General features: G+C 65.6%; 25 protein-coding genes. 12 read left to right on the top strand and 13 right to left on the bottom strand.

Annotation, left to right across the window (positions count from 1 at the left end):
- The first annotated feature begins 3 nt into the window (after positions 1-3).
- The 3 genes from ACH438_RS11440 (at position 4) to ACH438_RS11430 (ending at position 1,174) form a co-directional block, all read left to right on the top strand.
- Entirely contained in the window at positions 4-537 is a 534-nt protein-coding gene (locus ACH438_RS11440; RefSeq protein ID WP_397003925.1) for an aldehyde dehydrogenase family protein, read from the top strand.
- Positions 422-808 (top strand): aldehyde dehydrogenase family protein, encoded by a 387-nt coding sequence (locus tag ACH438_RS11435; RefSeq protein WP_397004848.1) that lies wholly within the window; start codon positions 422-424, stop codon positions 806-808. Before ACH438_RS11440 ends, ACH438_RS11435 begins: the two co-directional genes overlap by 116 nt.
- A gap of 114 nt (positions 809-922) precedes the next feature.
- Entirely contained in the window at positions 923-1,174 is a 252-nt protein-coding gene (locus tag ACH438_RS11430) for a hypothetical protein (RefSeq protein ID WP_397003923.1), read from the top strand.
- Between the two features lie 21 nt (positions 1,175-1,195).
- On the opposite strand, the gene ACH438_RS11425 is transcribed toward ACH438_RS11430, so the two are convergent.
- Entirely contained in the window at positions 1,196-1,723 is a 528-nt protein-coding gene (locus ACH438_RS11425; protein ID WP_397003921.1) for a hypothetical protein, read from the bottom strand.
- Positions 1,724-1,793: 70 nt separating this feature from the next.
- On the opposite strand from ACH438_RS11425, the gene ACH438_RS11420 reads away from it, so the two are divergent.
- The gene (locus ACH438_RS11420; protein WP_397004846.1) at positions 1,794-3,179 is read left to right on the top strand and encodes an FAD-binding protein; all 1,386 of its coding nucleotides are present in this window, start codon (positions 1,794-1,796) and stop codon (positions 3,177-3,179) included.
- 41 nt (positions 3,180-3,220) lie between these two features.
- On the top strand, positions 3,221-3,730 hold the full coding sequence (locus tag ACH438_RS11415) for a hypothetical protein (protein ID WP_397003919.1): 510 nt from the start codon (positions 3,221-3,223) through the stop codon (positions 3,728-3,730).
- On the opposite strand, the gene ACH438_RS11410 is transcribed toward ACH438_RS11415, so the two are convergent.
- The 5 genes from ACH438_RS11410 to ACH438_RS11390 form a co-directional block, all read right to left on the bottom strand.
- Positions 3,731-4,129 carry a VOC family protein gene (locus ACH438_RS11410; protein WP_397003917.1) on the bottom strand — a complete coding sequence of 133 codons (399 nt, stop codon included), beginning with the start codon at positions 4,127-4,129 and terminating at the stop codon, positions 3,731-3,733. It abuts the gene before it with no gap.
- A complete protein-coding gene (locus ACH438_RS11405; RefSeq protein ID WP_397003915.1) occupies positions 4,122-4,910 on the bottom strand; it encodes a phosphosulfolactate synthase in 789 nt (262 codons plus the stop codon). Before ACH438_RS11405 ends, ACH438_RS11410 begins: the two co-directional genes overlap by 8 nt.
- Positions 4,892-6,106, bottom strand: coding sequence for an acyltransferase (locus ACH438_RS11400; protein ID WP_397003913.1), 1,215 nt, complete (start codon positions 6,104-6,106; stop codon positions 4,892-4,894). Before ACH438_RS11400 ends, ACH438_RS11405 begins: the two co-directional genes overlap by 19 nt.
- Positions 6,103-7,632, bottom strand: a complete 1,530-nt coding sequence (locus ACH438_RS11395) for a class I adenylate-forming enzyme family protein (RefSeq protein WP_397003911.1) — start codon at positions 7,630-7,632, stop codon at positions 6,103-6,105. The genes ACH438_RS11400 and ACH438_RS11395 overlap by 4 nt, the downstream gene beginning before the upstream one ends.
- 103 nt (positions 7,633-7,735) lie before the next feature.
- A complete protein-coding gene (locus tag ACH438_RS11390; RefSeq protein ID WP_397003909.1) occupies positions 7,736-8,503 on the bottom strand; it encodes an SGNH/GDSL hydrolase family protein in 768 nt (255 codons plus the stop codon).
- Between the two features lie 248 nt (positions 8,504-8,751).
- Here ACH438_RS11390 and ACH438_RS11385 point away from each other — a divergent pair, with 248 nt between their 5' ends.
- The 4 genes from ACH438_RS11385 to ACH438_RS11370 all read left to right on the top strand — a co-directional run bounded on the left by ACH438_RS11385 (position 8,752) and on the right by ACH438_RS11370 (position 12,794).
- Positions 8,752-9,774 (top strand): alpha/beta hydrolase, encoded by a 1,023-nt coding sequence (locus tag ACH438_RS11385; protein ID WP_397003907.1) that lies wholly within the window; start codon positions 8,752-8,754, stop codon positions 9,772-9,774.
- A gap of 212 nt (positions 9,775-9,986) precedes the next feature.
- Positions 9,987-10,751, top strand: coding sequence for an ATP-binding cassette domain-containing protein (locus tag ACH438_RS11380; protein WP_397003905.1), 765 nt, complete (start codon positions 9,987-9,989; stop codon positions 10,749-10,751).
- Positions 10,748-11,788 (top strand): ABC transporter permease, encoded by a 1,041-nt coding sequence (locus ACH438_RS11375; RefSeq protein WP_397003903.1) that lies wholly within the window; start codon positions 10,748-10,750, stop codon positions 11,786-11,788. The genes ACH438_RS11380 and ACH438_RS11375 overlap by 4 nt, the downstream gene beginning before the upstream one ends.
- 31 nt (positions 11,789-11,819) lie before the next feature.
- On the top strand, positions 11,820-12,794 hold the full coding sequence (locus ACH438_RS11370; protein ID WP_397003902.1) for an ABC transporter substrate-binding protein: 975 nt from the start codon (positions 11,820-11,822) through the stop codon (positions 12,792-12,794).
- Positions 12,795-12,830: 36 nt separating this feature from the next.
- Here the strand turns inward: ACH438_RS11370 and ACH438_RS11365 are convergent, their stop codons facing one another.
- The gene (locus tag ACH438_RS11365; RefSeq protein WP_397003901.1) at positions 12,831-13,412 is read right to left on the bottom strand and encodes a TetR/AcrR family transcriptional regulator; all 582 of its coding nucleotides are present in this window, start codon (positions 13,410-13,412) and stop codon (positions 12,831-12,833) included.
- Between the two features lie 63 nt (positions 13,413-13,475).
- On the opposite strand from ACH438_RS11365, the gene ACH438_RS11360 reads away from it, so the two are divergent.
- Positions 13,476-14,204, top strand: a complete 729-nt coding sequence (locus tag ACH438_RS11360; RefSeq protein WP_397003900.1) for a DUF2306 domain-containing protein — start codon at positions 13,476-13,478, stop codon at positions 14,202-14,204.
- Positions 14,205-14,244: 40 nt separating this feature from the next.
- Here ACH438_RS11360 and ACH438_RS11355 read toward each other — a convergent pair whose 3' ends face one another.
- Positions 14,245-14,640, bottom strand: coding sequence for a hypothetical protein (locus ACH438_RS11355; protein ID WP_397003899.1), 396 nt, complete (start codon positions 14,638-14,640; stop codon positions 14,245-14,247).
- A 192-nt stretch (positions 14,641-14,832) separates the two neighbouring features.
- Between ACH438_RS11355 and ACH438_RS11350 the strand changes: the two genes are divergently transcribed.
- Positions 14,833-15,570, top strand: coding sequence for a hypothetical protein (locus tag ACH438_RS11350; protein WP_397003898.1), 738 nt, complete (start codon positions 14,833-14,835; stop codon positions 15,568-15,570).
- A gap of 178 nt (positions 15,571-15,748) precedes the next feature.
- Entirely contained in the window at positions 15,749-16,105 is a 357-nt protein-coding gene (locus ACH438_RS11345; protein WP_397003896.1) for a hypothetical protein, read from the top strand.
- Between the two features lie 163 nt (positions 16,106-16,268).
- On the opposite strand, the gene ACH438_RS11340 is transcribed toward ACH438_RS11345, so the two are convergent.
- Genes ACH438_RS11340 through ACH438_RS11320 form a run of 5 tightly spaced genes read right to left on the bottom strand, consistent with a single transcriptional unit; the run spans position 16,269 to position 23,263 of the window.
- Entirely contained in the window at positions 16,269-18,026 is a 1,758-nt protein-coding gene (locus ACH438_RS11340; RefSeq protein WP_397003894.1) for a dipeptide ABC transporter ATP-binding protein, read from the bottom strand.
- Between the two features lie 10 nt (positions 18,027-18,036).
- A complete protein-coding gene (locus ACH438_RS11335; RefSeq protein WP_397003892.1) occupies positions 18,037-19,041 on the bottom strand; it encodes an ABC transporter permease in 1,005 nt (334 codons plus the stop codon).
- Positions 19,038-19,994, bottom strand: a complete 957-nt coding sequence (locus tag ACH438_RS11330; RefSeq protein ID WP_397003890.1) for an ABC transporter permease — start codon at positions 19,992-19,994, stop codon at positions 19,038-19,040. The genes ACH438_RS11335 and ACH438_RS11330 overlap by 4 nt, the downstream gene beginning before the upstream one ends.
- A gap of 6 nt (positions 19,995-20,000) precedes the next feature.
- On the bottom strand, positions 20,001-21,629 hold the full coding sequence (locus ACH438_RS11325; RefSeq protein WP_397003888.1) for an ABC transporter substrate-binding protein: 1,629 nt from the start codon (positions 21,627-21,629) through the stop codon (positions 20,001-20,003).
- Between the two features lie 5 nt (positions 21,630-21,634).
- Positions 21,635-23,263, bottom strand: a complete 1,629-nt coding sequence (locus ACH438_RS11320; protein WP_397003886.1) for an ABC transporter substrate-binding protein — start codon at positions 23,261-23,263, stop codon at positions 21,635-21,637.
- Positions 23,264-23,293 lie beyond the last annotated feature (30 nt).

Here is a 23,293-nt window from a genome sequence, read left to right as displayed (position 1 = left end):
CGGGTGGGCAGGTGGCGAGTTCGTCGGCCCAGGCCTGGGTGCGATGAGTTCTTCGCCGGCTCCGAGGTCCGCGCGATCAACCTCATCGGCGGCGTCAACACCGCCCGCGTGCTCGCCGAGCGAGCCGGACGCACCCTCAAACGCACCGTGCTGGAGCTGGGCGGCCACAACCCGATGCTCATCCTCGACGACGTCGATGTCGACTACGCGGTCCGCACAGCGACATTCGGCTCGTTCTTCCACCAGGGCCAGATCTGCCTGAACACCCGCAAGATCATCATCCAGCGCGGCATCTACGAGGAGTTCCTGGACAAGTTCATCGCCCCGCACCGTAACACTCCCATCCGGCGACCCGCTGGATCCGCGCACGATCATCGGCCCGCTCATCCACCAGGGCGCAGTCGACTCGATGGACAAGCGAATCGCCGAAGCAGTGTCACTGGGCGCGACAATCCGGACGGGCGGGACACACGACGGTCTGGTGTACAGACCGACCATCCTGACAGACGTGCCCTACGAGGCCGCGGTCTCCAATGAGGAAACCTTCGGACCGCTGGTGATCGTGGAACCGGTCGATACGCCCGAAGACGCAGTAGCGGTGGCCAATCGAGTCCACTACGGCCTCACCTCGAGCATCCTCGCGCGCGACACCTACAAGGCGTTCGAGCTGGCCCCGAAGATCCTGCACGGCATCGTGAACGTGAATTCCCCCACCGTCAACGACGAGATCCACGCCCCATGGGCGGCGTCCGCGACAGCGGCTGGGGCGGCACCGGTCCCGACAGCATCGCCGACTTCACCGATGTGATCTGGATCAACGCCACCACCGCCGAACGTCGATTCCCCTTCTAGCGCCGGTCCGCACACGGCAAACTGGGACCGGTCACCCTCTCGAGCCTCGACCCGAACGGAGACCGGTCCCATGTCCGATGTCAACAAGCACAACCTGGTGTACTTCGAAAACCCGTCCATGCGAGGCCTTTACGACACCATCGAGCAGTGGCAGCAGTCCAACAACCGCCGCTTCCTGTCCCTGAGCGTGCAGCAGGATCACGGAAACTACTGCTGCATAGCCCTGACCAATCCCGCTGAGGTCGTGATCACCAGCGTCGACGGCCACAACCACGCCAGCGTCAGCCGTTTCGGCCTGCTCGCGGTGGATACGCAGCAGTAGCCCCGGGCCTGTGCTGTCCGGCTAGGACCAGCCGGCGGCGCGGCGAACCTGTCGTGCCACGTCGAGTGGCGAGAGGTCTGCCGTGTCCACCACGACATCGTCGAGGGCCGCGGTTTCCAGCACCGCCGACAACTCGCCGTATCGCGCCAGATGCCATGCCAGTCCGTCCGGATCGTCCGCGTGCCTGCGGCGCAACCGTTCCTCGGCTGCTGCCGCAGACAAGGTCAGCCGGACCACCATCAGGCCGTCGGTCGCGGTCGCCTCGACGTATCGAGCGACGTCCTCGGGTCGCTCGAGCACGCCGGCGAGAATCAGATGCTTCGTACCCGCCGCACGGTAATTCGCGGCGATCGCCGAGAGATTCGCCAGCTCCAGCCCGAGGTTGAACGGGTCACCGGCCGGGGCGGGCCAGCACTGGCGAATGAAATCCAGGTCGATGACCGCGTGTGGGGTGTACGCGGCTTCTTCCAGTCCCGCAATGGCTTCGGCGACCGTGCTCTTACCGACGCCGACGCTGCCGTTCAAGAACACTGTGTCGATAGCGGTCATGGCCGCGATTCTCTCATCGTGCGTGCTGGCGGCCCGGAGCGGTTGAGACTAGCGTGGCGGCGTGAATTTCATCAGTGGGGGATCAGTGATCGATGAGCGTTCGTTGGCCGGGTGGGGTCGGACCGCATCGTCTGTGGCGCAGGTGCTTTCGACGCCCGATGTCGAGACGGTCGCGAAGGCGGTGAGTGCGGCGGGTCCTCGTGGCGTGATCGCGCGTGGTTTGGGGCGCAGTTACGGCGATCCGGCGCAGAACGGCGGCGGCCTGGTCATCGACATGACCGCGTTCGACCGGATTCACAGCATCGATCCGGACAGTGGCATCGTCGACGTCGATGCGGGTGTCAGCCTGGATACGCTGATGCGCGCCGTACTGCCGCAGGGACTGTGGGTACCCGTGTTGCCGGGCACGCGCCAGGTCACCGTCGGCGGGGCGATCGCCTCCGATATCCATGGCAAGAACCATCATTCACACGGCAGTTTCGGCAATCACGTGGTGTCGATGGAACTACTGACCGCCGACGGCGCCGTGCGCACGCTCACCCCCGAAGGTGCCGATGCTGAGTTGTTCTGGGCCACGGTCGGCGGCATGGGCTTGACCGGAATCGTGGTGCGCGCGCGAGTCCGCATGAAGCACACCGAAACCGCGTATTTCATCGTCGACAACGACCGCACCAACAATCTCGACGAGACGATGGAACTGCTCACCGGCGGCTCCGATGACGGCTACGAGTATTCGATGTCGGTACCCGACACCATCAGCATCGACGGCAAGCTCGGCCGCGCCGCCTTCAGCCGCGGCTCCCTGGCGAAACTGGATCAGCTGCCCCCGAAACTGCGCCGCGACCCACTCAGATTCGATGCGCCGCAACTCTTCACGGTGCCGGATATCTTCCCCAGCGGCCTGGTCAACAATCTCACCATCCGCCTGGCCGGCGAGGCCGCTTACCGCTTCTACCCGAAGCACGCCCGCGGCAGCATCCAGAACCTCACGCAGTTCTACCACCCGCTGGACCTGCTCGGAGAATGGAACCGCGCCTACGGCCGCCGCGGCTTCCTGCAATACCAGTTCTCCATGCCCTACGGCGCCGAACCCCAACTCGCCGCCGCAGTCAAAGCCATCGCCCACTCCGGCCACCGCTCCTTCCTCAACGTCTTCAAACGCATGGGCCCCGCCAACCCCGCCCCCTTGTCCTGGCCCCACCCCGGCTACATGCTCAGCCTCGACTTCCCCCTCACCCCGGGCCTGGGCGAGTTCTGCGCCCGCCTCGATCAACGCGTCCTCGACGCCGGCGGCCGCCTCTACTTCGCCAAGGACTCCCGCACCACCCCGGAAATGATCCGAGCCATGTACCCCCGCCTCGGCGAATGGCGCCGCATCCGCGACGCCGTCGACCCCGAACGGATTTTCGTCTCCGATCTCGCCCGCCGCCTGCAACTCATCGACAACGCCAGGTGAGTCCTCGAAGCCGGGTCGGGGGGTCGGCTATTGTCGGTTCGATGGAGCGCATCCGCGGGCTGGGATCGATCGGACTGGTTGCCGGGGTCGCCCTGGTGGCGATCGGGTGTACGTCGGAGCCGCATACCACTCCTGCGAAGGCGACGCCGGATCCGGTCACGTTCGAGACAACCGATGTGCCGCAGCCGGTGTCGCCGGTGCAGACCGTGGCACCGGCGCCCTCGTCCACGGCTGCGCCTGCGGTGAACGATGGGGATCCGGTGTATACGGTGCGGCGTTATCTGTCGCGGTGGACGGGGCATCCGTTGCAGGCCGATGACACCGAAGGGCGGTATCCGCTCGTGTGTCCTGCGTCGACGTTGGCGAACAATCCTGGAAGGCTCACCGGCACGACCGGTTTCGCGGCGGACAATATGACGTCGAGTCAGGGTGGGTCCGGGGAGGTGGAAGTGGCGGTGCCGGTGACGAATTCGTCATCGGTCACCACGACACTCACCTTTGATGTGCGGAAGGGGCCGCAGGGTTATTGCATTGCCGATATCACTGGGTGATCAGTACATCATCCGGGGATCCAGGTAGTGCTTGAACTCGAGCAGGTTGTTGGAGGGGTCGCGCAGGACCATGGTGAGGTGCTCTTCGACGAGGCCGGCGAAGCGGGTTGCCGGTTCGGCGAAGAACGGGAGTTTGCGGGTTTCGGCGAGGCGGACGAGGCGGTCGAAATCGTCGCGTTCGCGGAAGGTCACGCCGAAATGGCGGGGGTACATTTCCGGGTCGGTGTCGATGCGGTCGGACAGGTGGCACACGACTTGATCGCCGAAGAAGTCGAGGGTGATGCGGTCGGGGTAGCGGCGGGCGAGTTTGGCGCCGAGGCCGCGGACGTAGAATTCCTCGGCGGCGTCGAGGTCCTGGGCGGGGATGGCCAGGTGGAAGGCGTCGCGGCTGTCACGCATGGGCGGATTCCTCCGTACCGGGGAAGTCGGTGAGGGTGTCGGCGCGCAAGCCGAGACGCAGTGTCTCGAGGCCGATCACGTCACCGGTGTGGATATTGCCGAGGTTCACTTGCGGGCCGAGGCGGCGCAGGAGATAGATCTGCAGGTCCTTGGTGGGCGCCTCGAACATCAGGCGGTTGGGGTCGATGGGGGATTCGGCGATCTCTTCGATGAGGCCGTAGCGCAGTTCGCCATTGGGGCGGCAGATGCCGCTGCGCCCGCTTTCGCGGGCTTCGGCGATCACCAGGTGGGCGCCGGCTTCGAGGTCCTGCTGGATGTATTCGATCCAGCGGGCGGGGGAGAGGGTTTCGGAGCGGACGGGATCCTTGAATCCGACCTCGGACAGTACGGTGAACTCGTCGGCGAAGCGGCGGATGTAGCCGGCCTTCTCGGTATTCGACAGCGGGATGGCGCCATTGGAGATCTCCACCACGGTCGCGCCCGCGTCGCTACAGAGCTTGTACCATTCGTCGACGCGATTGTTGAGCACGAACTTCTCGAAAAGCGTGCCGCCGAAATAGAATTCGATCCCGTGGCGGCGGGCGGCCTGTGTCTTGCGGAGAATGTCGGGGCTCGCCAGGCAGGTGCCCCAACCGAATTTCACGAAGTCGATGAGGTCGCCGAAGCTGCTCACGATGTCGTCGAACTGTCCGCTGGGCAGTCCGGGATCGATCACCATGGTGAGACCGCGCGTGCGTGGTTTGGCGTCGCGGCCGGGCAGGTTCAGGGTGTGGGTGAACATACGACCTCCTTGGAAGCGCCGTCACTGGGCGCCGGACTGCGGAATCGCCGGGGGATGAGGACGGACGGGTCGGTGCGCAGCATGGGGCGCCCGGTGAACCAGAGGCTGCCCGGAATGCGGCGCAGCACTTCGGTTGTGGCCAATGCCAGCGCCACCACGGCGAGGTAGAGCAGAATTGTTTTCCACGGCTGCGGCCACGATGCCGGCAGTTGTGGCACGAGGATCTCGATGAACAGCGGATGCACCAGGAAGATCCCGAACGAGCGATCCGATCCATAGCGGATCACCCGCGCCAATGCATGGTTCTCCTGCCGATGTACCGCCCAGCGGGTGCCGAGCAGATACGGCCCCGCGCTGACCGCGAGGAACCACACCGTCAAGGCCGGCAGGAATACATCGCTGGCCGTCCACGGCGGTATCCCGGTGTGCACGAGCTGCAGGTAATACAATTCTGCCGCAACACCTGTCACGACCACCGCCGCCACGACCAGCGCGCCGTACTTGCGCAGGAATGCGTGCACGGCATCGATATGCCAGGCCGTGATCGCACCGACCAGGGTGAAGAACTGATACGGCAGGAAACTGGCCGGCAGATGCGTCCAGATCTCCGCCGGAATCCCGGTCGCGAACGGTGGATTGTGCAGATACCACAGCACGACCACATGAATCACGGCACTGACCGCGAGCACCCAGCGATGCCGTCCCTCGGTCGCCTGCAACAGTTTCCGCAGCAGCGGGAACAGCAGATACACCTGCATGGTCACCAGCAGGAAGTACAGGTGGTAGTAGGCGGTGCCCCACACCAGATCCAGCCCGAGCCGGCTCAGCAGCCAGCCGAGGGTCCCGTAGTTCTCGTGCAGATAGATCGAATAACCCCAATACACCACCGACCACACGACATACGGGATGCCCACGAGCATGAACCGCCGCCGCCAGAAACTGCCCGCCCGGAACCGATCCCCGGCGAATTGATAGACGAGCACGAATCCGGTCAAGGCGAAGAACGCATTCCGCGTGAAATGCAGCAGCGTCAGCACGCCGTGCGCGGAAACGCTGCCCGGATTGTTGGCCTGGTCGATGACATGCACCGCGATCACGCACGCGAAGGTGAGCACCCGGAAAAGGTCGACCTGATACAGATGCGGTCGCGCGGTCCGGCGGGGCGTCTCGGTTTCGCGAAGCGTATCGCCGGTCATGACGCGGCTGCGTCGTCGCGCAGCAGATGTCGTCGGACCTTACCGGTGGGCGCACGCGGGAAATCGTCGACGAACCGAATCTCGACGGGACGCTTATAGGGCGCCAGCTGGCGTGCGCACCGCTCGTGCAGGCGCTTGGACAACGCTGTCGTATCGTCCAGTGGCGTTGTGGGAATTGCGAAAGCCATTGGTACACACCCGAGAACCGGATCGCTGCGCCCGACCACCACCACTTCACGCACGCCGGGATCCGGAAGTAGGACCTCCTCGATCTCTCGAGGATAGAGCAATTCGCCGCCGCGGTTGATGACATCGTCACCGCGTCCGGTCAGATACACGAATCCGGAGGTGTCCACGCGCCCGAGATCGCCGGTGTCGAGCCAGCCCTGGGCGTCGAAACGCTCGCGATCGCGCCCGCCCAGATAGCCGGAGATGACACCGGCGCCTCGAATGTGCACGCGCCCTATGTTTCCCGGCGGCAGTACCGAGCCGCGGCGATCACGCACCTCCAGTTGCACGCCGACCGGGCGCCCGCAGGATCCGGCGGGGGCGAACCCGTTCAAGGGCGTGGCGGTGATCTGGCTGGCTGCCTCGGTCATGCCGTAGCTCTCCACGATCGGGACGCCGGTGAGATCGCTGATCTGCCCGCGCACCGCATTCGGCAGCGGGGCCGAAGCCGATCGGATGAACCGCAATTCCGCGCCGCCGGGCGTGCCTTCGGCTGTGCCCAGCACCGAGAGCTCCGCGGTACCCAGCACCGACAACATGGCCGGTACGGCATTGAGCCAGGTGATCCGCTTGTCGCTGAGCACCTGCCAGAAGCCGGAGGCATGGAATCGCCGATCCAGCACCAGGCAGCCACCCGCGATCGAAGTCGCCAGCAGCGCAACGACTTGCGCATTGATATGGAACAGCGGCAGGCAGTTGTAGCCGCGGTCCTGTTCGGTGAGCCGATTGTGCCGGGCCACCGCACCGGCCACGTGCAGCAGCTGGGTTTCGGTCAGCCGCACCGACTTCGGCTCCCCGGTCGACCCGGAGGTCGACAGCAGCACCGCGCCGTGCCCGGCATACGGGATCGCCTCGGAGTGCGTGGCGACCGCACCGGATTCCGGTGACAGCAGCGGAACATCGAGGGCGGCCGCGAGTTCGGGCCGGGTGCCGACGATCGCGGCGGGCGCGATGGTGCGCAGCGTCCGGCGCAATTCGTCGAGGGGTGCGCGCGGGTCGACCGGCAGCACGCAGCGTCCCGCCGCGATGAGCGAGAGGAACACGGTCGCGAACCGGAGCGGGTCAGTGAGATCCACGATCACGACAGCGCCCGGACCTGCACCGGCGGTGTCGAGCCGGCGTGCCCAGCCGGTCATGGCGGTCCATAACTGCCGGTAGGTGATGACTCGCCCGTTGCGCGCGTCCTCGACATAGGGCCGCCCGCCGGACGTATGGGATCGTTGGGCGACCATCACCGCGAGCGTGCCTGCGGGTGAGGGTTTTTCGCCTGGCTCGGGGAACTGGGCGATCGCTTCCATCTCACCAGCGTGAGCGTCGAAGCTGTGACATTTGCCCCTCATTTCTGTGAGGTTCCTGCGCGCGCCGCCGAACGGGTGATCTACCGCCGCGCGTCGCCGGGCGCTAGCTGTGCGCGGTGCGTACTGCCGGGACCGCTGCGGGATCGTGCAGCAACCCGTCGGCCCGCAGTCCTGACGCGAGCTGACCCGCTATCCAGCGATGCCCCGCGTCGGTGGGATGCAAACCATCGGCGAGCCGGGGGAAATGCCATTTCGACACCAGCGGGTCGAAAACGAAGGTGTGCGGGTCCGCGGCGCGCGCGGCCGACACGATCACAGAATCGGTATCCCACACCGCCTGGGCGGGGTGATCACCGGTGGGGAACACGGTCAGCACCGCGACCATCGAATCGGGTGATTCGGTACGGATCTGGCGGATCAGGGTTTCCACGCCCGCGCGCAGCCGCGTCTCGGGCTGGCCCACGTCATTGTGACCGGACTGAATGATCACCAAGGCCGGATGCAGGTGCGGCAGATCGAGTTTCGGCAGCAGCCGGGCGAGCGGACCCAGGGAATGCGCACCGCCGGCGACGAATCCGGCACCGGGATCGGCGCTGACGACCGCCCGCCAGCCGAGCGCGGAGGCCAGCACCGCGGGCCAGGCCTGCGCGGGGGAGCCGGCGCCCGTGCCGTAGGAGATCGAGGCGCCCAGCACGGCGAGCACGGGGCGATGCACATCGTTGATCGCGCTGTCCAGAATCGGCCCGCGGACTTTGCCGGCAGCGGCTGCCGGATGCGAGGTGGATCGGTTCACGGCCATATCGCAGGTCACGGCGGACAGCGTCAGCGCGGCGAATCCGGCGGCGAGCCAACGCGACAGGGTGCGATGCACGCGCTATTTCTATCGGTCCGTGGTGACCATGGTCAAGGATAGTGGCCTCGACAACCTGATCCGTCCGAAACCCGCGAGCGTAACGGGCCGGTCGCCGGAATCGATCTTGTCCGAAGTGCCCATGGAATTGCCCGATTGTTGTGTCTGTAGCAGCTGACGTAGCGTGTCGGGCAGTCGGGGCAATACGGACACTGCACCAGCTCCGAGCAAGTTGCGCGATACGGATTTCGAGGACCGAGGACTATTGGATGAAGGTTTCTGCACTACGTAGGTTTGCCGGTCTGCGGGCCGGGGCGGTGGCGCTCACCGCCATGCTGGGGGTCGCGTTGGCGGGTGGGACTGCCGCGGCCGATGATTCGGCCAAGCCGGCGTCCATCACCTCCATCACCAAGGACGGGCGCACCTGGCATCTGCAGGTGTACTCCGCGGCCATGGGCCAGAACATCCAGGTCGATGTGCAGCGTCCCGTCGACGAATCCCAGCCCGCGCCGAACCTGTGGATGCTCAACGGCCTCGACGGCGGTTTGGGCACCGCGAGCTGGAACGCGCAGACCGATGCGCTGAGCTTCCTGTCGGACAAGCAGGTCAACGTGATCCAGCCGATCGGCGGACGCGGCAGCTATTACACCGACTGGCAGCGCCCGGATCCGGTGCTCGGCGTGAACATGTGGAAGACCTTCTTCACCGAGGAACTGCCGCCGCTGCTGGATGACGCGCTGCATTCCACCGGGCTCAACGCGCTGGCCGGGCTGTCCACCTCGGGCACCTCGGTGCTGCAGCTGGCCGAGGCCAAGCCGGGTCTGTGGAAGACCGTCGCCGCCTACAGTGGCTGCGCGCAGATCGCCGATCCCGCGGGCCAGGAGTTCGTGAAGCTCGCCACCAATACCTGGGCCGGCGGCAACACCGACAATATGTACGGTCCGTCCGACAGCCCGCTGTGGGCCCAGAACGACCCGGTCATCAATGCCGAGAAGCTGCGCGGCACCACGCTCTATGTCTCCGCGGGTAGCGGTATCCCGGTGATGAACGACGTGAACTACTACCTCAACGCGGCCCCCGGCCCGGCCGGCGGCGTGAACCTGGCCCTCGGCATGATCATCGAGGGTGCGGTGAACCAGTGCACGCACAACCTGCAGAGCAAGCTGGATTCGCTGAACATTCCGGCCACCTACCGTTTCGACCCGGTCGGCACGCATTACTGGCCGTACTGGCAGCAGGCGCTGCACGATTCGTGGCCGCTGCTGGCGCAGGGCATGAACGTCCCGGCCTGATAGCTGTGGCGGCCTGAGGGCCGCGATACGCGCCCCGTAGCGGATTCCGCTACGGGGCGCGTTGCGTTTGCGGGCGGGCGTGTCGCGTGCGAGAGCCCCCAATTCTGGTGTCTCCGAGGTTTCTTCGTATCGGCCCGGACAATCGGGCACGGACGTACGCTCGGCAAGCGGACCGGACGTCCGTTCAGTCAATGTTGCCGAGGTGATCGCCGATGTCTGCCGTGGTGCTGGAAGCCGAGGGGCTGGTCAAACACTACGGTGGGGTGGAAGCCTTGCGCGGAGCCAATTTTCGGGTCTTCGCCGGGGAAGTGGTCGCGCTCATCGGAGACAACGGCGCAGGTAAATCGACGCTGGTGAAATGCCTTTCCGGCGCCGAACAACCCGACGGCGGGCGAATCCTGCTCGACGGGAACCCGGTCCGGATGAGCACACCGACCGCGGCACGCCGGCTCGGCGTGGAAACCGTCTACCAGGATCTGGCCGTGGCGCCGGACCTGGACCCGTCGGCGAATCTGTTCCTGGGCCGCGAACTGTTCCGGTACGGTGTGCTCGGGCGCATCGGAATGCTCGATCGCAAGAGCATGAGAACCCAAGCGGCCGAACACTTCCAGCGGCTCGGCGTGGTGCTGCCGCGAGCCGATGTGCCGATCGGGTCGCTGTCGGGCGGGCAGCGCCAGACCGTGGCCGTGGCGCGGGCGGTCATGTGGGCCAGCAAGGTGGTGTTCATGGACGAGCCCACCGCCGCGCTCGGCGTGGTGCAGCGCGAACGGGTGCTCGAGGTCATCGGGCGGGTGCGTGATCAAGGGATCGCGGTCGTGCTGATCAGCCACAACATGCCCGAAGTGCTGGCCGTGGCGGACCGCATCGAGGTGCTGCGCCTGGGACGGCGGGTCGCGCGGTTCACGGCGGCCGACGCCACCCTCGAACAGTTGGTCGGCGCCATGACCGGCGCATTGAACACCGAGGACGCCGCATGACCGCGACCGAGAACGGGTCCCTCGACACTCCCGCACTGCCGGCACCGACCTGGTGGCAGCGGCTGGCCGGGGCCGGGACGCTGTGGATCGGGCTCGTACTGGTCGTGCTGTACGTCGCCTTCAGCATCGCGCGCCCGGACGCGTTCCCGACCCGATTCACCTTGCAGACACTGCTGATCGAGACCTCGGTGCTGCTGGTGCTGTCGATCGGGATGACGTTCGTGATCATCACCGCGGGCATCGACCTCTCGGTGGGCATGGTGCTGATCTTCTCCGGAGTGATCGCCTCCAAGACCATGGAATGGCTCAGTCCCGGTGGTGACGCCACCCACGCGGGGTGGGGGCTGATCCTGCTCGGGTTGGTGATATCGCTTGCGGGCGGCGCACTCTGGGGGTTGATCAATGGATTCCTGGTGGCCAAGGCCAAGATTCCGCCGCTGATCGTCACGCTGGGTTCGTTCGGTGCGGCGCTGGGTGCGGCCCAGCTGATCACCGGCGGTGTGGACACCCGCACGGTGCCCGACAAGCTGCGCAACTCACTGGGTTTCGGCACCCTGGCGGGCGGTATCCCGGATCTGGTGCTGGTGGCCGCCGCGGTCACCTTGTTCGGCGCCTGGCTGCTGCACACCACCCGTTTCGGCCGCTACACCTACGCGATCGGATCCAGCGCCGAAGCGGCGCGCCGCGCGGGAATCAGTGTCGACCGGCATCTGATCCTGGTCTATCTGATGGCCGGATCCTTCTCGGGCCTGGCCGGTTTCATGAATTTGGCGTACTTCGGCACCACCACCATCGCCGGGCACGGCACCGACAATCTCGATGCCATCGCCGGTGTCGTGATCGGCGGCACCAGCCTGTTCGGCGGGGTCGGGTCGGTGCTGGGCACTGTGATCGGCGTGTTCATTCCGTCGGTCCTGCGCAAAGGCTTCGTCATCGCGGGAGTGCCGGTGTTCTGGCAGCCGATCGCGGTGAGTGGCGTGCTCGTGGCCGCCGTGTGGTTCGACCAGATCCGCCGGCGGTCGCGGGACCGGAAATGATCCGATGCATGTCGAAGGTGAGGGCCTGACGATGAGGACACGACGAGCGGCCGTATTGGCCGCGGTGACCGTGACAGCGACGGCGCTGGTGGCGGGTTGCGGTGGCTCGGTGAGCAATTCGGGCAGCACCCACACCAAGAATCTGGTGCTCATCCCCGGCGTCGCCAACGAACCGTTCTACATCTCCATGCAGTGCGGGGCGCAGGACGAAGCCAAGAAACTCGGGTACTCCCTGGACACCCAGGCGCCCACCCAATTCGACGCCTCCCTGCAGACGCCGATCGTCACCGGCGTGATCGCGAGCAAGCCCGGCGCGATCCTCATCGCGCCCACCCATGCCCAGGCGATGGCCGCGCCCATCAAACAGGCGAAGGACGCCGGCATCAAGGTGATCGAGGTCGACACCGCCCTGGAGGACACCTCCATCGCGTTGTCCTCCATCTCCTCCGACAACATCAAGGGCGGCCAGCTCGCGGCCCAGACGCTGTCGAAACTGGTGGGCGGCAAGGGATCCGTGCTGGTGATCAACACCAAGGCCGGCACCTCCACCACCGACCAGCGCGCCCAGGGCTTCGAAAACGAGCTCAAGCAGAACGATCCCGGCATGACCTCGCTCGGCGTCCAGTACAACAACAACGAAGCCGCCCAAGCCGCCTCGATCGTGACGGCCACCCTGGCCGCCCACCCCGACCTGGCCGGCATCTTCGCCACCAATCTCAGCTCCGCCGAAGGCGCGGCCACCGGCCTGCGCAACGCGGGCAAGCTCGGGCAGGTCAAGGTGGTCGGCTTCGACGCCAGCCCCACCCAGATCCAGGACCTCGAGCAAGGCACCGTCCAAGCCTTGATCGCCCAGAACCCCGGCCAGATCGGCAAGGACGGCGTCGACCAGGCCGCCGCCGCCCTCGAAGGCAAACCCGTCACCCGCAATATCAGCACCGACATGATCGCCATCACCCAGGACAACATGGCGGACAACGAGCAGTACTTCTACAAGGCCAAGTGCTGAATTGCTCCTGTGGGACCCTCGTGCAGCCCGGTGGAGTTACGGCTCCAGCTGAAGCAGTGTCGTCAGGGTGGTGACGGCGAGTTCTTCGGGTGGCGCGTCGAATCCGAAGCGTTTGCCGGGCCGTCGCAGTACGAGTTCGGCGAGGCCGTGCAGGGCCGCCCAGACCGAGCGGGCCATCAGTTCGGGAGAGGCGTTGCCGGGCAACACCTTTGCCTGCTGGGCGGCCGCTACGGCGGCGATCAGGAGATCGAAGGATTCGCCGCCCAGCGGCGTGCTGCCGTGCCGGTCGTGGAACATCGTCATGAACAGTTCCCGGTGGTCATGGGCGAAGCGGACGTAGGCGCCGCCCATGCGCAACAGTCGCTCCCGGGGGTCGCCGGTGCCGCCCGCGGCCGGTTGCAGTGCGCGATACAGCAGGTCATAGCCTTCGGTGGCGACGGCGGTGAGCAGTTCCTCGCGATTGGTGAAATGGCGGTAGGGCGCCGCGGAGCTGACCCCTAGGCGGCGGGCGACCTCGTTGAGGCTGAACTGGTCGTGGCCGCGTTCGGCGAGGATTGCCTTGGTCTCGTCGATGAGGGCCTGCCGGAGTGCGCCGTGGTGGTAGGTCTTGCTCGCCATGTAAGTGACTCTAACATTCTGCTATGTTAGAACTACTTACATTCGTCTAGCCGAGGAAAACCCATGGCTGTCATGACAATTGCCGCACCCAGCCCGCATCGCGCGCGAGCCCGTTGGAGCTGGGCCTGGATCACCTTCTCCGCCGTCGCGGTCGCCGCCTATTTCGTCGGCCACTACGCCGAGGGCTCACTACAGTCATTGGCGCGTTCGCATGCCGGGCTGGCGGCGACATACGCTGTCCGGCCCTGGCCGATCCAGGTGGCCTTCTACTTTCACATCGTTTTCGCCGGAATCGCGCTGGCGCTGGGGCCCTGGCAGTTCGCCCAGCGAATTCGGGACCGTCACATCGGGATTCACCGCGCCATCGGACGCGCCTACCTGCTCGCGGTACTGATCGGCGGGATCGCGGCGCTGATCATGTCGCCGTTCGACTCCATCGGAATGGGTGGCTTCTTCGGGTTCGCCGCTCTCGCCGTGCTCTGGGTGTGGACCGGATGGCGGGCCTACCGCGCGGTCCGCGGCGGTGACATCGCCTCCCATCAGGCCTGGATGATCCGCTGCTTCGCACTCACCTACGCCGGTGTCACCCTGCGCCTGGAATTCGGCGTGCTGACCCTGGTGCAACTGCCGTTCGTGCATGCGCACACCGACATCTCCGCGCTGACGGCCAATGCGTATGCGCCATTACCGTTCCTGTGCTGGCTGCCCAACCTGGTGATCGCCGAGTTCATCATCCGCCACCGCGGCCTGCCGGCCCTGCACCTGAGCGCCACACAGCCCGCGGCCGCATAAATTCGCTGGCACGGTCCGCGCCCACTCGCATACAGTCTGGTCAGTAGAGCGAACAATGTTTCGTGCGGCTCGGCAGCGAGCTCGGAAGTACCACGCCAACGCAGGAGATCTGACGAAGGAAAGCTCCGCCGTCGTAATGGATTTCGCGCAGCATCGCACTGCAGAACTGGTCGCCGAGATCGATGTGGACGACCGCCGCACTAGGGTGGACGCTCTGCAGCGGAACTTGTGCGTCGATGAGGTCGGTGTATTCGGCGCCGACGAAGAGACCGAAATGCTCACATCCCGCGGATGGCTTCGCTATGACGAGGTGACCACTGAAGATGAGGCATACGCCCTGAATCATGACACTGGCTCGGCACAGTGGGAGCGGATCCTGGCGGTAAATGTATTCGTCGCACCACCAGCGATGCTTCGGATGGAGGGTCGTGGGCATTCGTCGCTGACCACCATGAATCACCGCTGGCCGGTCTTGTCTCGGGGGTCCAACCCTGCTCGGCGGGTGCGGTTCTTGCATCGTAAGTGGAAGACGTCGGGGACACTGAACACGGCTGACAGCATTCTCCGCGCGGCTCCGCGGGGAGATAGTCCGGCGGTCGCGAAGTACACCGATTGTTTTGTGGCTCTCATGGCGTGGTTCTGGACGGAGGGATGTATCAACGGGTCTGGCGCGATCAGTATCTGTCAGTCGCTCGAGGTGAACCCCCAGAACTGTGCAGACATTCGGACGGCACTGACCCGGCACCTGGGTCCCGCGTTCGACGGTGATATGCGCGGCATCAAAGGACCTGAGACGCTGACTGATAGACATGTTGCCGCATGGAAGGAAAGCCTGCACAAGGGTTCTGAAGTCATCTATTTCTTCCTGAACAAAGCGGCGTCGCGTCCTCTCCTCGATCATGTCGATTCTGAGAAAAAAGTATCCCTCGGGTTCCTTCGTGACTTGACTGATGCGCAGCTGCTTCTCTACGTCGACGTATCCATGCGCGCTGACGGGAATCCCGCCAAGTTGCGGCTCGCGCAGACAAGTAAGGCGCGTGCGGAGGCGTTTCAATACGCGGCGATCTTAGCCGGATACGCGACCACTATCCACCACGTAGACAACGATCATCATTCGTCGGCTCCAGAATCTCGGCACCGTGATCAATGGGAGGTCGGGCTGATTCGTAGTGGTCGTGTGTCGCCGGTGGCTCACGCGACGAATAAGGATGGGCGCCCCTTCGCGGTCGAGCAGACGACGTACGACGGGCAGGTATGGTGCCCGACTGTGCCTTCGGGAACGTGGCTCGCTCGCCGGAACGGGACCGTCTACTGGACGGGCGACACCGATGGCACGGCGTGGTCGCGACGCGATTCTCCATCGTGAGCCCGGCCGACGGTGGAATGTTCGATATCGCAGGCTTCGATTCGGCGGTACCGCAGCTGATTTCGGAGTTCGCCGCCGACCGAGTCTGATCCGGTGCGTGCCCGGAAGCCGGTATGGTCAACGCCCACGACCCCGCCCTCCTCACCCACGCCCAATCCACCGCTCACTGAAAGGACCTATGGGACTCGATTACAGCTATGAGGTTTACGTTCACCGGGATGCCGCACGCGGAGTGCTGGAAACGCTGAAAGCGAATTGTGCGGACAGGCTCGACAGAACGACAACGGTCGAATTTCCGGACGGCCCGCTTGTCATGCCGTGCACCTCCCATTTCGCGTCCGGTACCACCGTCCGCTTCGATCCGGCCGTGCCGCAGCGTGGCAGCCTGCTCGAGTTGGATCTGGCGATCTCGTTCGAAGCCGACGATGAGCTGCTGGCGTGGATGGACCAGTCTGGCGGACCATATCTGCTTCGATTTCATGGCGGCGACCACCTGCATGAGTCGCCTGTTCGCTCGCTCGGCGTCGATTCGTAAGTGGTTTGTGGGCTTGACCTTCGAGCACGGTGGCCCGCTGTGCCTGCTCGACCTCGAAGAGAAGGGCGAATCACGATCACACTCGGGTCCACCGAGTACCAATACAACGTCGATTGGGCCGGCCTGTAGCTCTGACAGGCCGGACCGATCGGCTCGCAAGCGGTTACGCGGATTGGCGGGCTTCGGGTTTTGCGGGTTCCTCGGCGCCGGGGATGGCTTCGAGGAGGTGGCGGGTGTAGGGGTCGGTGGGGGTGGTGAGGATTTGGGGGGCTGGGCCTTGTTCTACTACTCGGCCGTCTTTCATGACGACTACGTCGTGGGCCAGTGCTTGGACTACGGCTAGGTCGTGGGAGATGAAGAGGTAGCTGATGCCTAGGCGTTCTTGGAGGGAGGAGAGGAGGGTGAGGATTTGGTTTTGGACCAGGACGTCGAGGGCTGAGACGGGTTCGTCGCAGATTACGAGGCGGGGTTCTATGGCCAGGGCTCGGGCTATGGCTACGCGTTGGCGTTGGCCGCCGGAGAGTTCGTTGGGGTAGCGGTGAGCGAGGGTGGTGGGGAGGGCTACCTGGTCGAGGAGTTCGGTTACTCGGGTGCGGCGGGTGGTGCGGTCGCCGGTGGCGAAGGCGCGCAAGGGTTCCGAGATGAGTTGGGTGACGGTCCACATGGGGTCGAGGGAGGAGTAGGGGTCCTGGAAGACCGGTTGCATGGCTCGGCGGGCGGCGCGCAGGCGGTCGCCCTCGAGGCCGATGAGGTCTACGTCGTCCAGGCGGATGGTGCCGGTGGTCGGGGGGACCAGGCCCAGGACCATGCGGGCTGTGGTGGTTTTGCCGGAGCCGGACTCGCCGACGATGGCGGTGGTGCGGCCGCGGCCGATGGTGAAGGAGACGTCGTCTACGGCGCGCAGTGTGTCGGCGCGGCCGCGGATTCGGTACTCCTTGCCGAGGTGTGAAACCTCGAGGACCACGGGGTTATCGGCAGCCTCGGCGCCGGATGCCGCTGTCACCGAACTGGTTTCGGACTCTGCGGCGACGGCTTCGGGTTCCACCGCGACCGGTTCGGTCACCGCGCGCAGGGGTGCGATGCGCGCGGGGGCGGCCGCGACCAACCGCTGGGTGTAGTCCTCCTTCGGATCGGTCAGCACCTCACGTGCCGGACCGGTCTCGACGATCTTGCCGTCGGACATCACCAGTACGCGGTCCGCGCGCTCGGCGGCCAGGCCCAGATCGTGGGTCACCAGCAGGAGGGCGGTGCCCAATTCCTTGGTGAGCTCGTCCAAGTGGTCGAGGATCTGCCGCTGCACCGTCACGTCCAGTGCGGAGGTGGGCTCATCGGCGATGAGCAGGTCGGGGCGGCAGGACAGGCCGATGGCGATCAGGACGCGCTGGCGCATGCCGCCGGAGAGCTCGTGCGGGTACTGGCGTGCGCAGCGGGCCGGGTCGGGGAGGCCGGCTTCGGCCAGCAGTTCGATGGCGCGCTCGCGGGCCGCACGCCGGGCCGAGATGCCGTTCTTGAGGTTGGCCGCGAAGCCGGCCTGGCGGCCTGCCCCGCTTTCGTCCGGCGTCACAATGCCGTGCGCGAGCAGCGTTTCCGAGACCTGGACGCCGACCCGCAAGACCGGATTGAGGTTGGACATCGGGTCCTGAGGGACCGAGCCGATCTCCTTGCCGCGCAGGTCGCGCAGCCGCTTCTCGTCGGCACGTGTGATGTCCTCGCCACGCCAGCGGATGACGCCCCCGGTCACCTGCCCGGCGCCGGGCAGCAATCCGGTAATGGCATGTGCGAGTGTGGATTTGCCGGATCCGGAGGCGCCCACCACGGCGACCCGTTCCCCGGGCGCGATGACCAGGCTGGCGCCGTCCACCGCGCTGACGTCGCCGTAGGACACCCGCAGATCGCTGATCTCCAGCAGTGATTCGGTCATGACAGCCCTTTCAGCGGCTGGTCTTCGGGTCGAGCGCGTCGCGCAGCGCATCGCCGAAAAGGTTGAATCCCAGGCAGATCAGCAGCAGCGCCACACCAGGGAACACGCCCGGCCACGGGGTGCGCAGCAGGTACTGCTGGGCGTCGGACAGCATGATGCCCAGGCTGGGCGCGGGCGGTTTGATGCCGAGGCCCAGGAAGGACAGGATCGCCTCGCCGAGGATGGCGGTGGGCATGATCACGGTGGCCTGCACGATGATCGGTGCGAGGGAGTTGGGCAGGATGTGCTCGGCCAGGATGCGCCCGGACCCGACATGCATGGCGCGGGCCGCGAGCACGAAATCGGTTTCCTTGAGTCGCAGCGTTTCCGCGCGCACCACTCGCATCATGACCGGCACCTGCGCGATGCCGAGCGCGATGGCCGCCTGGGTGAGCCCGCCGCCGTAGATCGCGGTGAGCCCGACGGCGATCATCACGAAGGGGAAGGCCAGCAGCACATCCGCCAGTCGCGACAGCACCGCGTCCAGCCACCGCCAGTACCCGGCCAGCAGGCCCAGCGGCACGCCGATGACCACCGCGCACAGCACCGACAGCACACCGACCTCGAGCGAGGCGCGGGTGCCGTACAGCACGCGGGAGAGAATGTCGCGACCCAGATCGTCTGTGCCCAAGGCGAATCCGACGGTGCCGGGATGCTGGAACGGCGTCGCGAAGTGTACCGCGGAGGGTGAATACGGCGCCAGCAGCGGAGCGAAGACGCCGATCACGATCACGATCAACAGCAGCACCGCGCCGACCATGCCCAGCCGGTTGTTTCGTAGTCGGCTCAGTACGCGACTGCCGACCGCGGTCAAAGGTACGGGCGCCGCCGCGGCACCGGCAGTCGAACCGGCCGCTGTTGCCGAAATGCCCTCGGCGACAGTCGAATCGGCACCGGTCGACGAAACGCCTTCGGTTGCGGCCGAACCGGCGGCAGCGTTGTCCCGCACGGACTCTGTGTTCTCCTGGACACTCATTGCGCCCTCCCGGACACTCGCACGCGCGGGTCGATCACCGAATACAGCACGTCGACCAGCAGATTGATGACGATGTAGGACAGTGCGACCACCAGCACGACGGCCTGGACCACCGGATAGTCGCGGGAGAACACCGAATCCAGCGTCAGCTTCCCGATACCCGGCAGGCTGAAGATGCGTTCGGTCACCACGGTGCCCGCGATGAGCAGCCCCAGCTGCAACCCGATCACGGTGGTCACCACGATCAGGCTGTTACGCAGGGCATATCGCACGATCACCGCGCGCGGCCCGAGCCCCTTGGCCCGCGCCGTGCGCACGAAGTCGGTGCTGAGCGTCTCCACCATCGCCGACCGCGTCTGCCGCTGCACGACGGCCGCGTGGGTGACACCCAGGATGAGCGCGGGGAGCGTGAGGAAGTAGAGGCCGCGCAATGGATGATCGAACGGGGACACATACCCCGACGCCGGGAACAGCCCCAGCCCCACCGAAAGGTAGAGCACGGCGAGCAATCCCAGCCAGAAGGTCGGCACCGACAGCCCGACCAGTGAGAACCCGTTGGCGGCCCATTCCGGCCAGCGCCCCCGGTACACCGCGGCCAGCACGCCGCCGATGAGGCCGGCGAGCACCGCGATGAGCATGGCGTAGAACGCCAGCTGCAAGGTGACCGGCAGCGTCGTGCCGATCATGTCGCTGACGGGTGTACCGGTACGAATGGATCGCCCGAAATTCCCGGCCAGGGCGTGTTTCGCGAATTCGAAGTACTGCACCACCAGTGGCCGGTCCAGCCCGAGCTGAGCGCGGACCGCGGCGATGGTGGCCGGGTCGGCCTGTTCCCCGGCCATGACGGTGGCCGGATCACCGGGTAGCGCCCGCACTCCGGCGAAGACGACGATCGAGACCAGTACGAGGGTGACAGCGGACTGCCACACTCGATGAAAGAGATACTGCACCATGAGTATTCAGCTATTCCGATCCGAGACGAACGCGGCCTTGCCGAGCCGCACGGTGCCGTCGGCGTACACCTCGATACCGGTGACCCGGTTGGAGTGCACGGTCAGGTTGCGCAGCCGGTAGGTGTAGATGTAGGGGTTTTCCCGGCCGATGAGCCGCACCGCCTGCTCGTAGAGCGCTTCGCGCCGGGCCGGGCTGGTGGTGTGCGCGGCCCAGGCCAGCACCTCGTCCATGGCCGGATCACTGAATCCGGAGTAGTTACCACTGGATCCGGTGCTGAGGAAGCGGGCGATATTGCCGTCCGGGTCGAGTCGCCCGGACCAGCCCAGCAGCAGCGCTTCGTAATTGCCGCTCTTCTGCGCCGCCAGCAGCCCTGAGTATTCGGTGGGCACGATCCGCAGATCGAACCCGCCCGCCGCGACCATGGTCTGCAATTGCTGCGCGTATTCGAGCTGGTCGGCGACGTTCATCACCTGCATGGTGATCGGGTACGGCGTCTGCACACCGGCATCGGCGAGCAGTTTGCGCGAGCGTTCCGGATCGTACAGCGGGCAGGCCGTATCGGCTGTGGTCGCATAGGTGGTGCGCGGGGCGATCGGCGTGCACGCGGATTCATACCAGCCCTTGAATGCCTTGTCCACCAGCGCTTGCCGGTCGATGCTGAGCGAGAGCGCCAGCCGCACCCGGTCATCCTTGGCGAGTGGCGTCTCGAGCGGCTTCACGGGTTTGCCGGCGCCGTCCGCATTGCCGATATTGATGTAGAAGCCCTGGAATCCGAACGAGCCCGACACCAGCAGATGCATTTTGGGGTCGGCCTCGAGCGCGTCGGCGTCCTGCGGGGACATGGTGTCCGCGACCTGGATCTCACCGCTGCGCAGGGCCGCGGCGCGGGCGGTGGCGTCGGGCATGATGCGGTAGGTGATGGTGTCGAAGTGCACGTTCTGTGCGTCGTAGTACAGCGGATCCCGTTCGACCACAATGGAACTGCCCACCGTGCGCTGCTGGAACTTGAACGGGCCGACACAGACGGGGTGGTCGCCGAAATCCTTGCCCTCGTCCTTCAGTGCGGTGGGGGACATGATCATTCCGGCGCGGTCGGCGAGAGCGGCGGTGATCGGTGCGAACGGCGTGCTGTAGTGCAGGACCACGTTCTGACCGTCGCTGTCGATACCGGTGATCGGGCCCATCTCACCGGTGCGCTGCGACCCCTCCATACTGAGATGGCGCTGCAGACTCGTCTCCACCGCGGCCGCGTTGAACGGGGTGCCGTCGGCGAACCTGATGCCCGAGCGCACCGGGATGGTGACGGTCAGCCCGTCCTCGGAGAACTTCGGCAAATCCGTCGCCAGCTGCGGCACCAGCTTGCCGGAAGAGTCGTTGTCGTAGAGCTTCTCGCAGATCGTGCTCATGACGTAGCGCATGTAGAGCGAGCTAGAGGTGGTCGGGTCGAGTCGGTCCGGATCATTGGACAGGCCCATCACCAGATCACCGCCCTCATGCACCGGCTGGGTGCCCAGCGGCTGGCCGTAATCGTCGGCGTGCGTGGTGATCTGGACGGGTGCCGGCGCCTGCGAGCAGGAACTGACCGCGACGGCGACGACACCCAGCGCGAGCGCTCGGAACACGCGGTAGCGCATCGCCGTCAGCTCCTGTCCGTGAGGAAGGCGGCCTTTCCGAGCCGCACGACACCGTCCTGGTACATCTCGACACCGGTCACCTGCGTGGAGTGCGCGGTCAGCAGCCGCTCGCGGTAGGTGTAGAGGTACGGGTTGTCCTTATGAATCTGCTGCACCACTTGCGCGTACAGGTCTGCTCGCTTGGCGGTATCGGTGGTGCGGGCGGCCTGCCCGAGCAGATCATCCGCGACGGGTGAGCTGTAGCCGCTGTAATTGCCGCTGGACTTGGTCGTCATGAAGCGAGCGATATTGGCGTCCGGATCGATTCGCCCCGACCAGCCGAGCAGCATGGCCTCGTAATCGCCGCGCTTCTGCATGTCCAGCATCGTGGAGTACTCGGTGGGCACGATCTCGATATCGAAGCCCCCGCTCGCGGCACTCGCCTGCATCGCCTGCGCGTAGCGCAGCCGGTCCTGCGAGGTCTGCACCACGAGCTTCATATGGTAGGGGAGTTGTACGCCGGCCGCGGCCAGCAACTGCCGTGACCGTTGCGGATCATATTTGGGGCAGTCGTTCACCGTGGGTGTCGCGAAGGTGCTCTGCGGCAGGATCGGTGAGCACATCGGCTCATACCAATTATTGAACACTGTGTCGACCAAGGCGCTTCGATCGATGCTCAGCGACAGCGCCTCCCGCACCCGGGCGTCTTTCGCCAGTGGGGTATCGATCGGCTTGGTGGGTTTGCCGACGCCGTCCACGTTCCCGAGATTGAGGTACACGCCCATGAAGCCGAGGGACCGAGTCTGCAGCAGGCGCAGCTTCGAATCCTTCTTCAGGGCATCGGCATCCTGCGGGGAGATGTAGTCGGCGACCTGGATATCGCCCGACCGCAGATTGGCCGCGCGGATATTGGCGTCGACCATGATTCGGTAGGTGATGGTCTGCAGGTGCACGTTTTTCGCGTCGTAGTACAGCGGATCGCGTTCCACCACGATGGAGGTCTGCGGCACCCGCTTCACGAACTTGAACGGGCCGACGCACACAGGATGATCACCGAAGTTGGCACCCTCCTTGGCCAGCGCGGCCGGCGACATGATCATGCCCGCCCGGTCGGCGAGCGCGGCGGTGATGGGTGCGAACGGTTTCTTGTAGTGCAGCACCACTTCCGACGGGCCGCTGGCCTCGATGGAGTCGATCGGACCCAGCTCACTGGTCCGCTGCGAGGTTTTCATGGTCAGATGCCGCTGCAGGCTGGTCTGCACCGCGGCGGCATCGAAGTTCGTGCCGTCGGCAAACTTGATGCCGTTGCGCACCGGAATGGTGACCGTCAATCCGTCCTCGGACACGGTCGGCAGCGCCGCGGCCAATTGCGGCACGAGATTGCCGGAAGAGTCGTTGTCGTAGAGCTTCTCGCAGATCGAGCTCATGACATAGCGGGTATAGAACGAACTCGACGTGGTGGGGTCGAGGCGGTCCGGTTCGGAGGACAATCCCATGACGAGATCGCCGCCGTCGCGCACCTCCTGTGTACCCACCGGAGTGCCGAAATCGTCTGTATGCGTGGAGGTTCGGTCCGGGTACTGCAGTTGCGCACAAGAAGCGAGCGTCACGGCGACCACGGCGAGCCCAAAAAGCCTGGAAAGGCGAACGAGCATGCGCAACAACCTACTTGAACGTTGCAGAGA

This window comes from Nocardia sp. NPDC020380 (genome assembly GCF_044386975.1).
In the GTDB taxonomy this organism is placed as follows: domain Bacteria; phylum Actinomycetota; class Actinomycetes; order Mycobacteriales; family Mycobacteriaceae; genus Nocardia.
The sequence above is the reverse complement of the archived record's forward strand: the minus strand, read 5'-3'. Positions and strand labels throughout refer to the sequence as shown.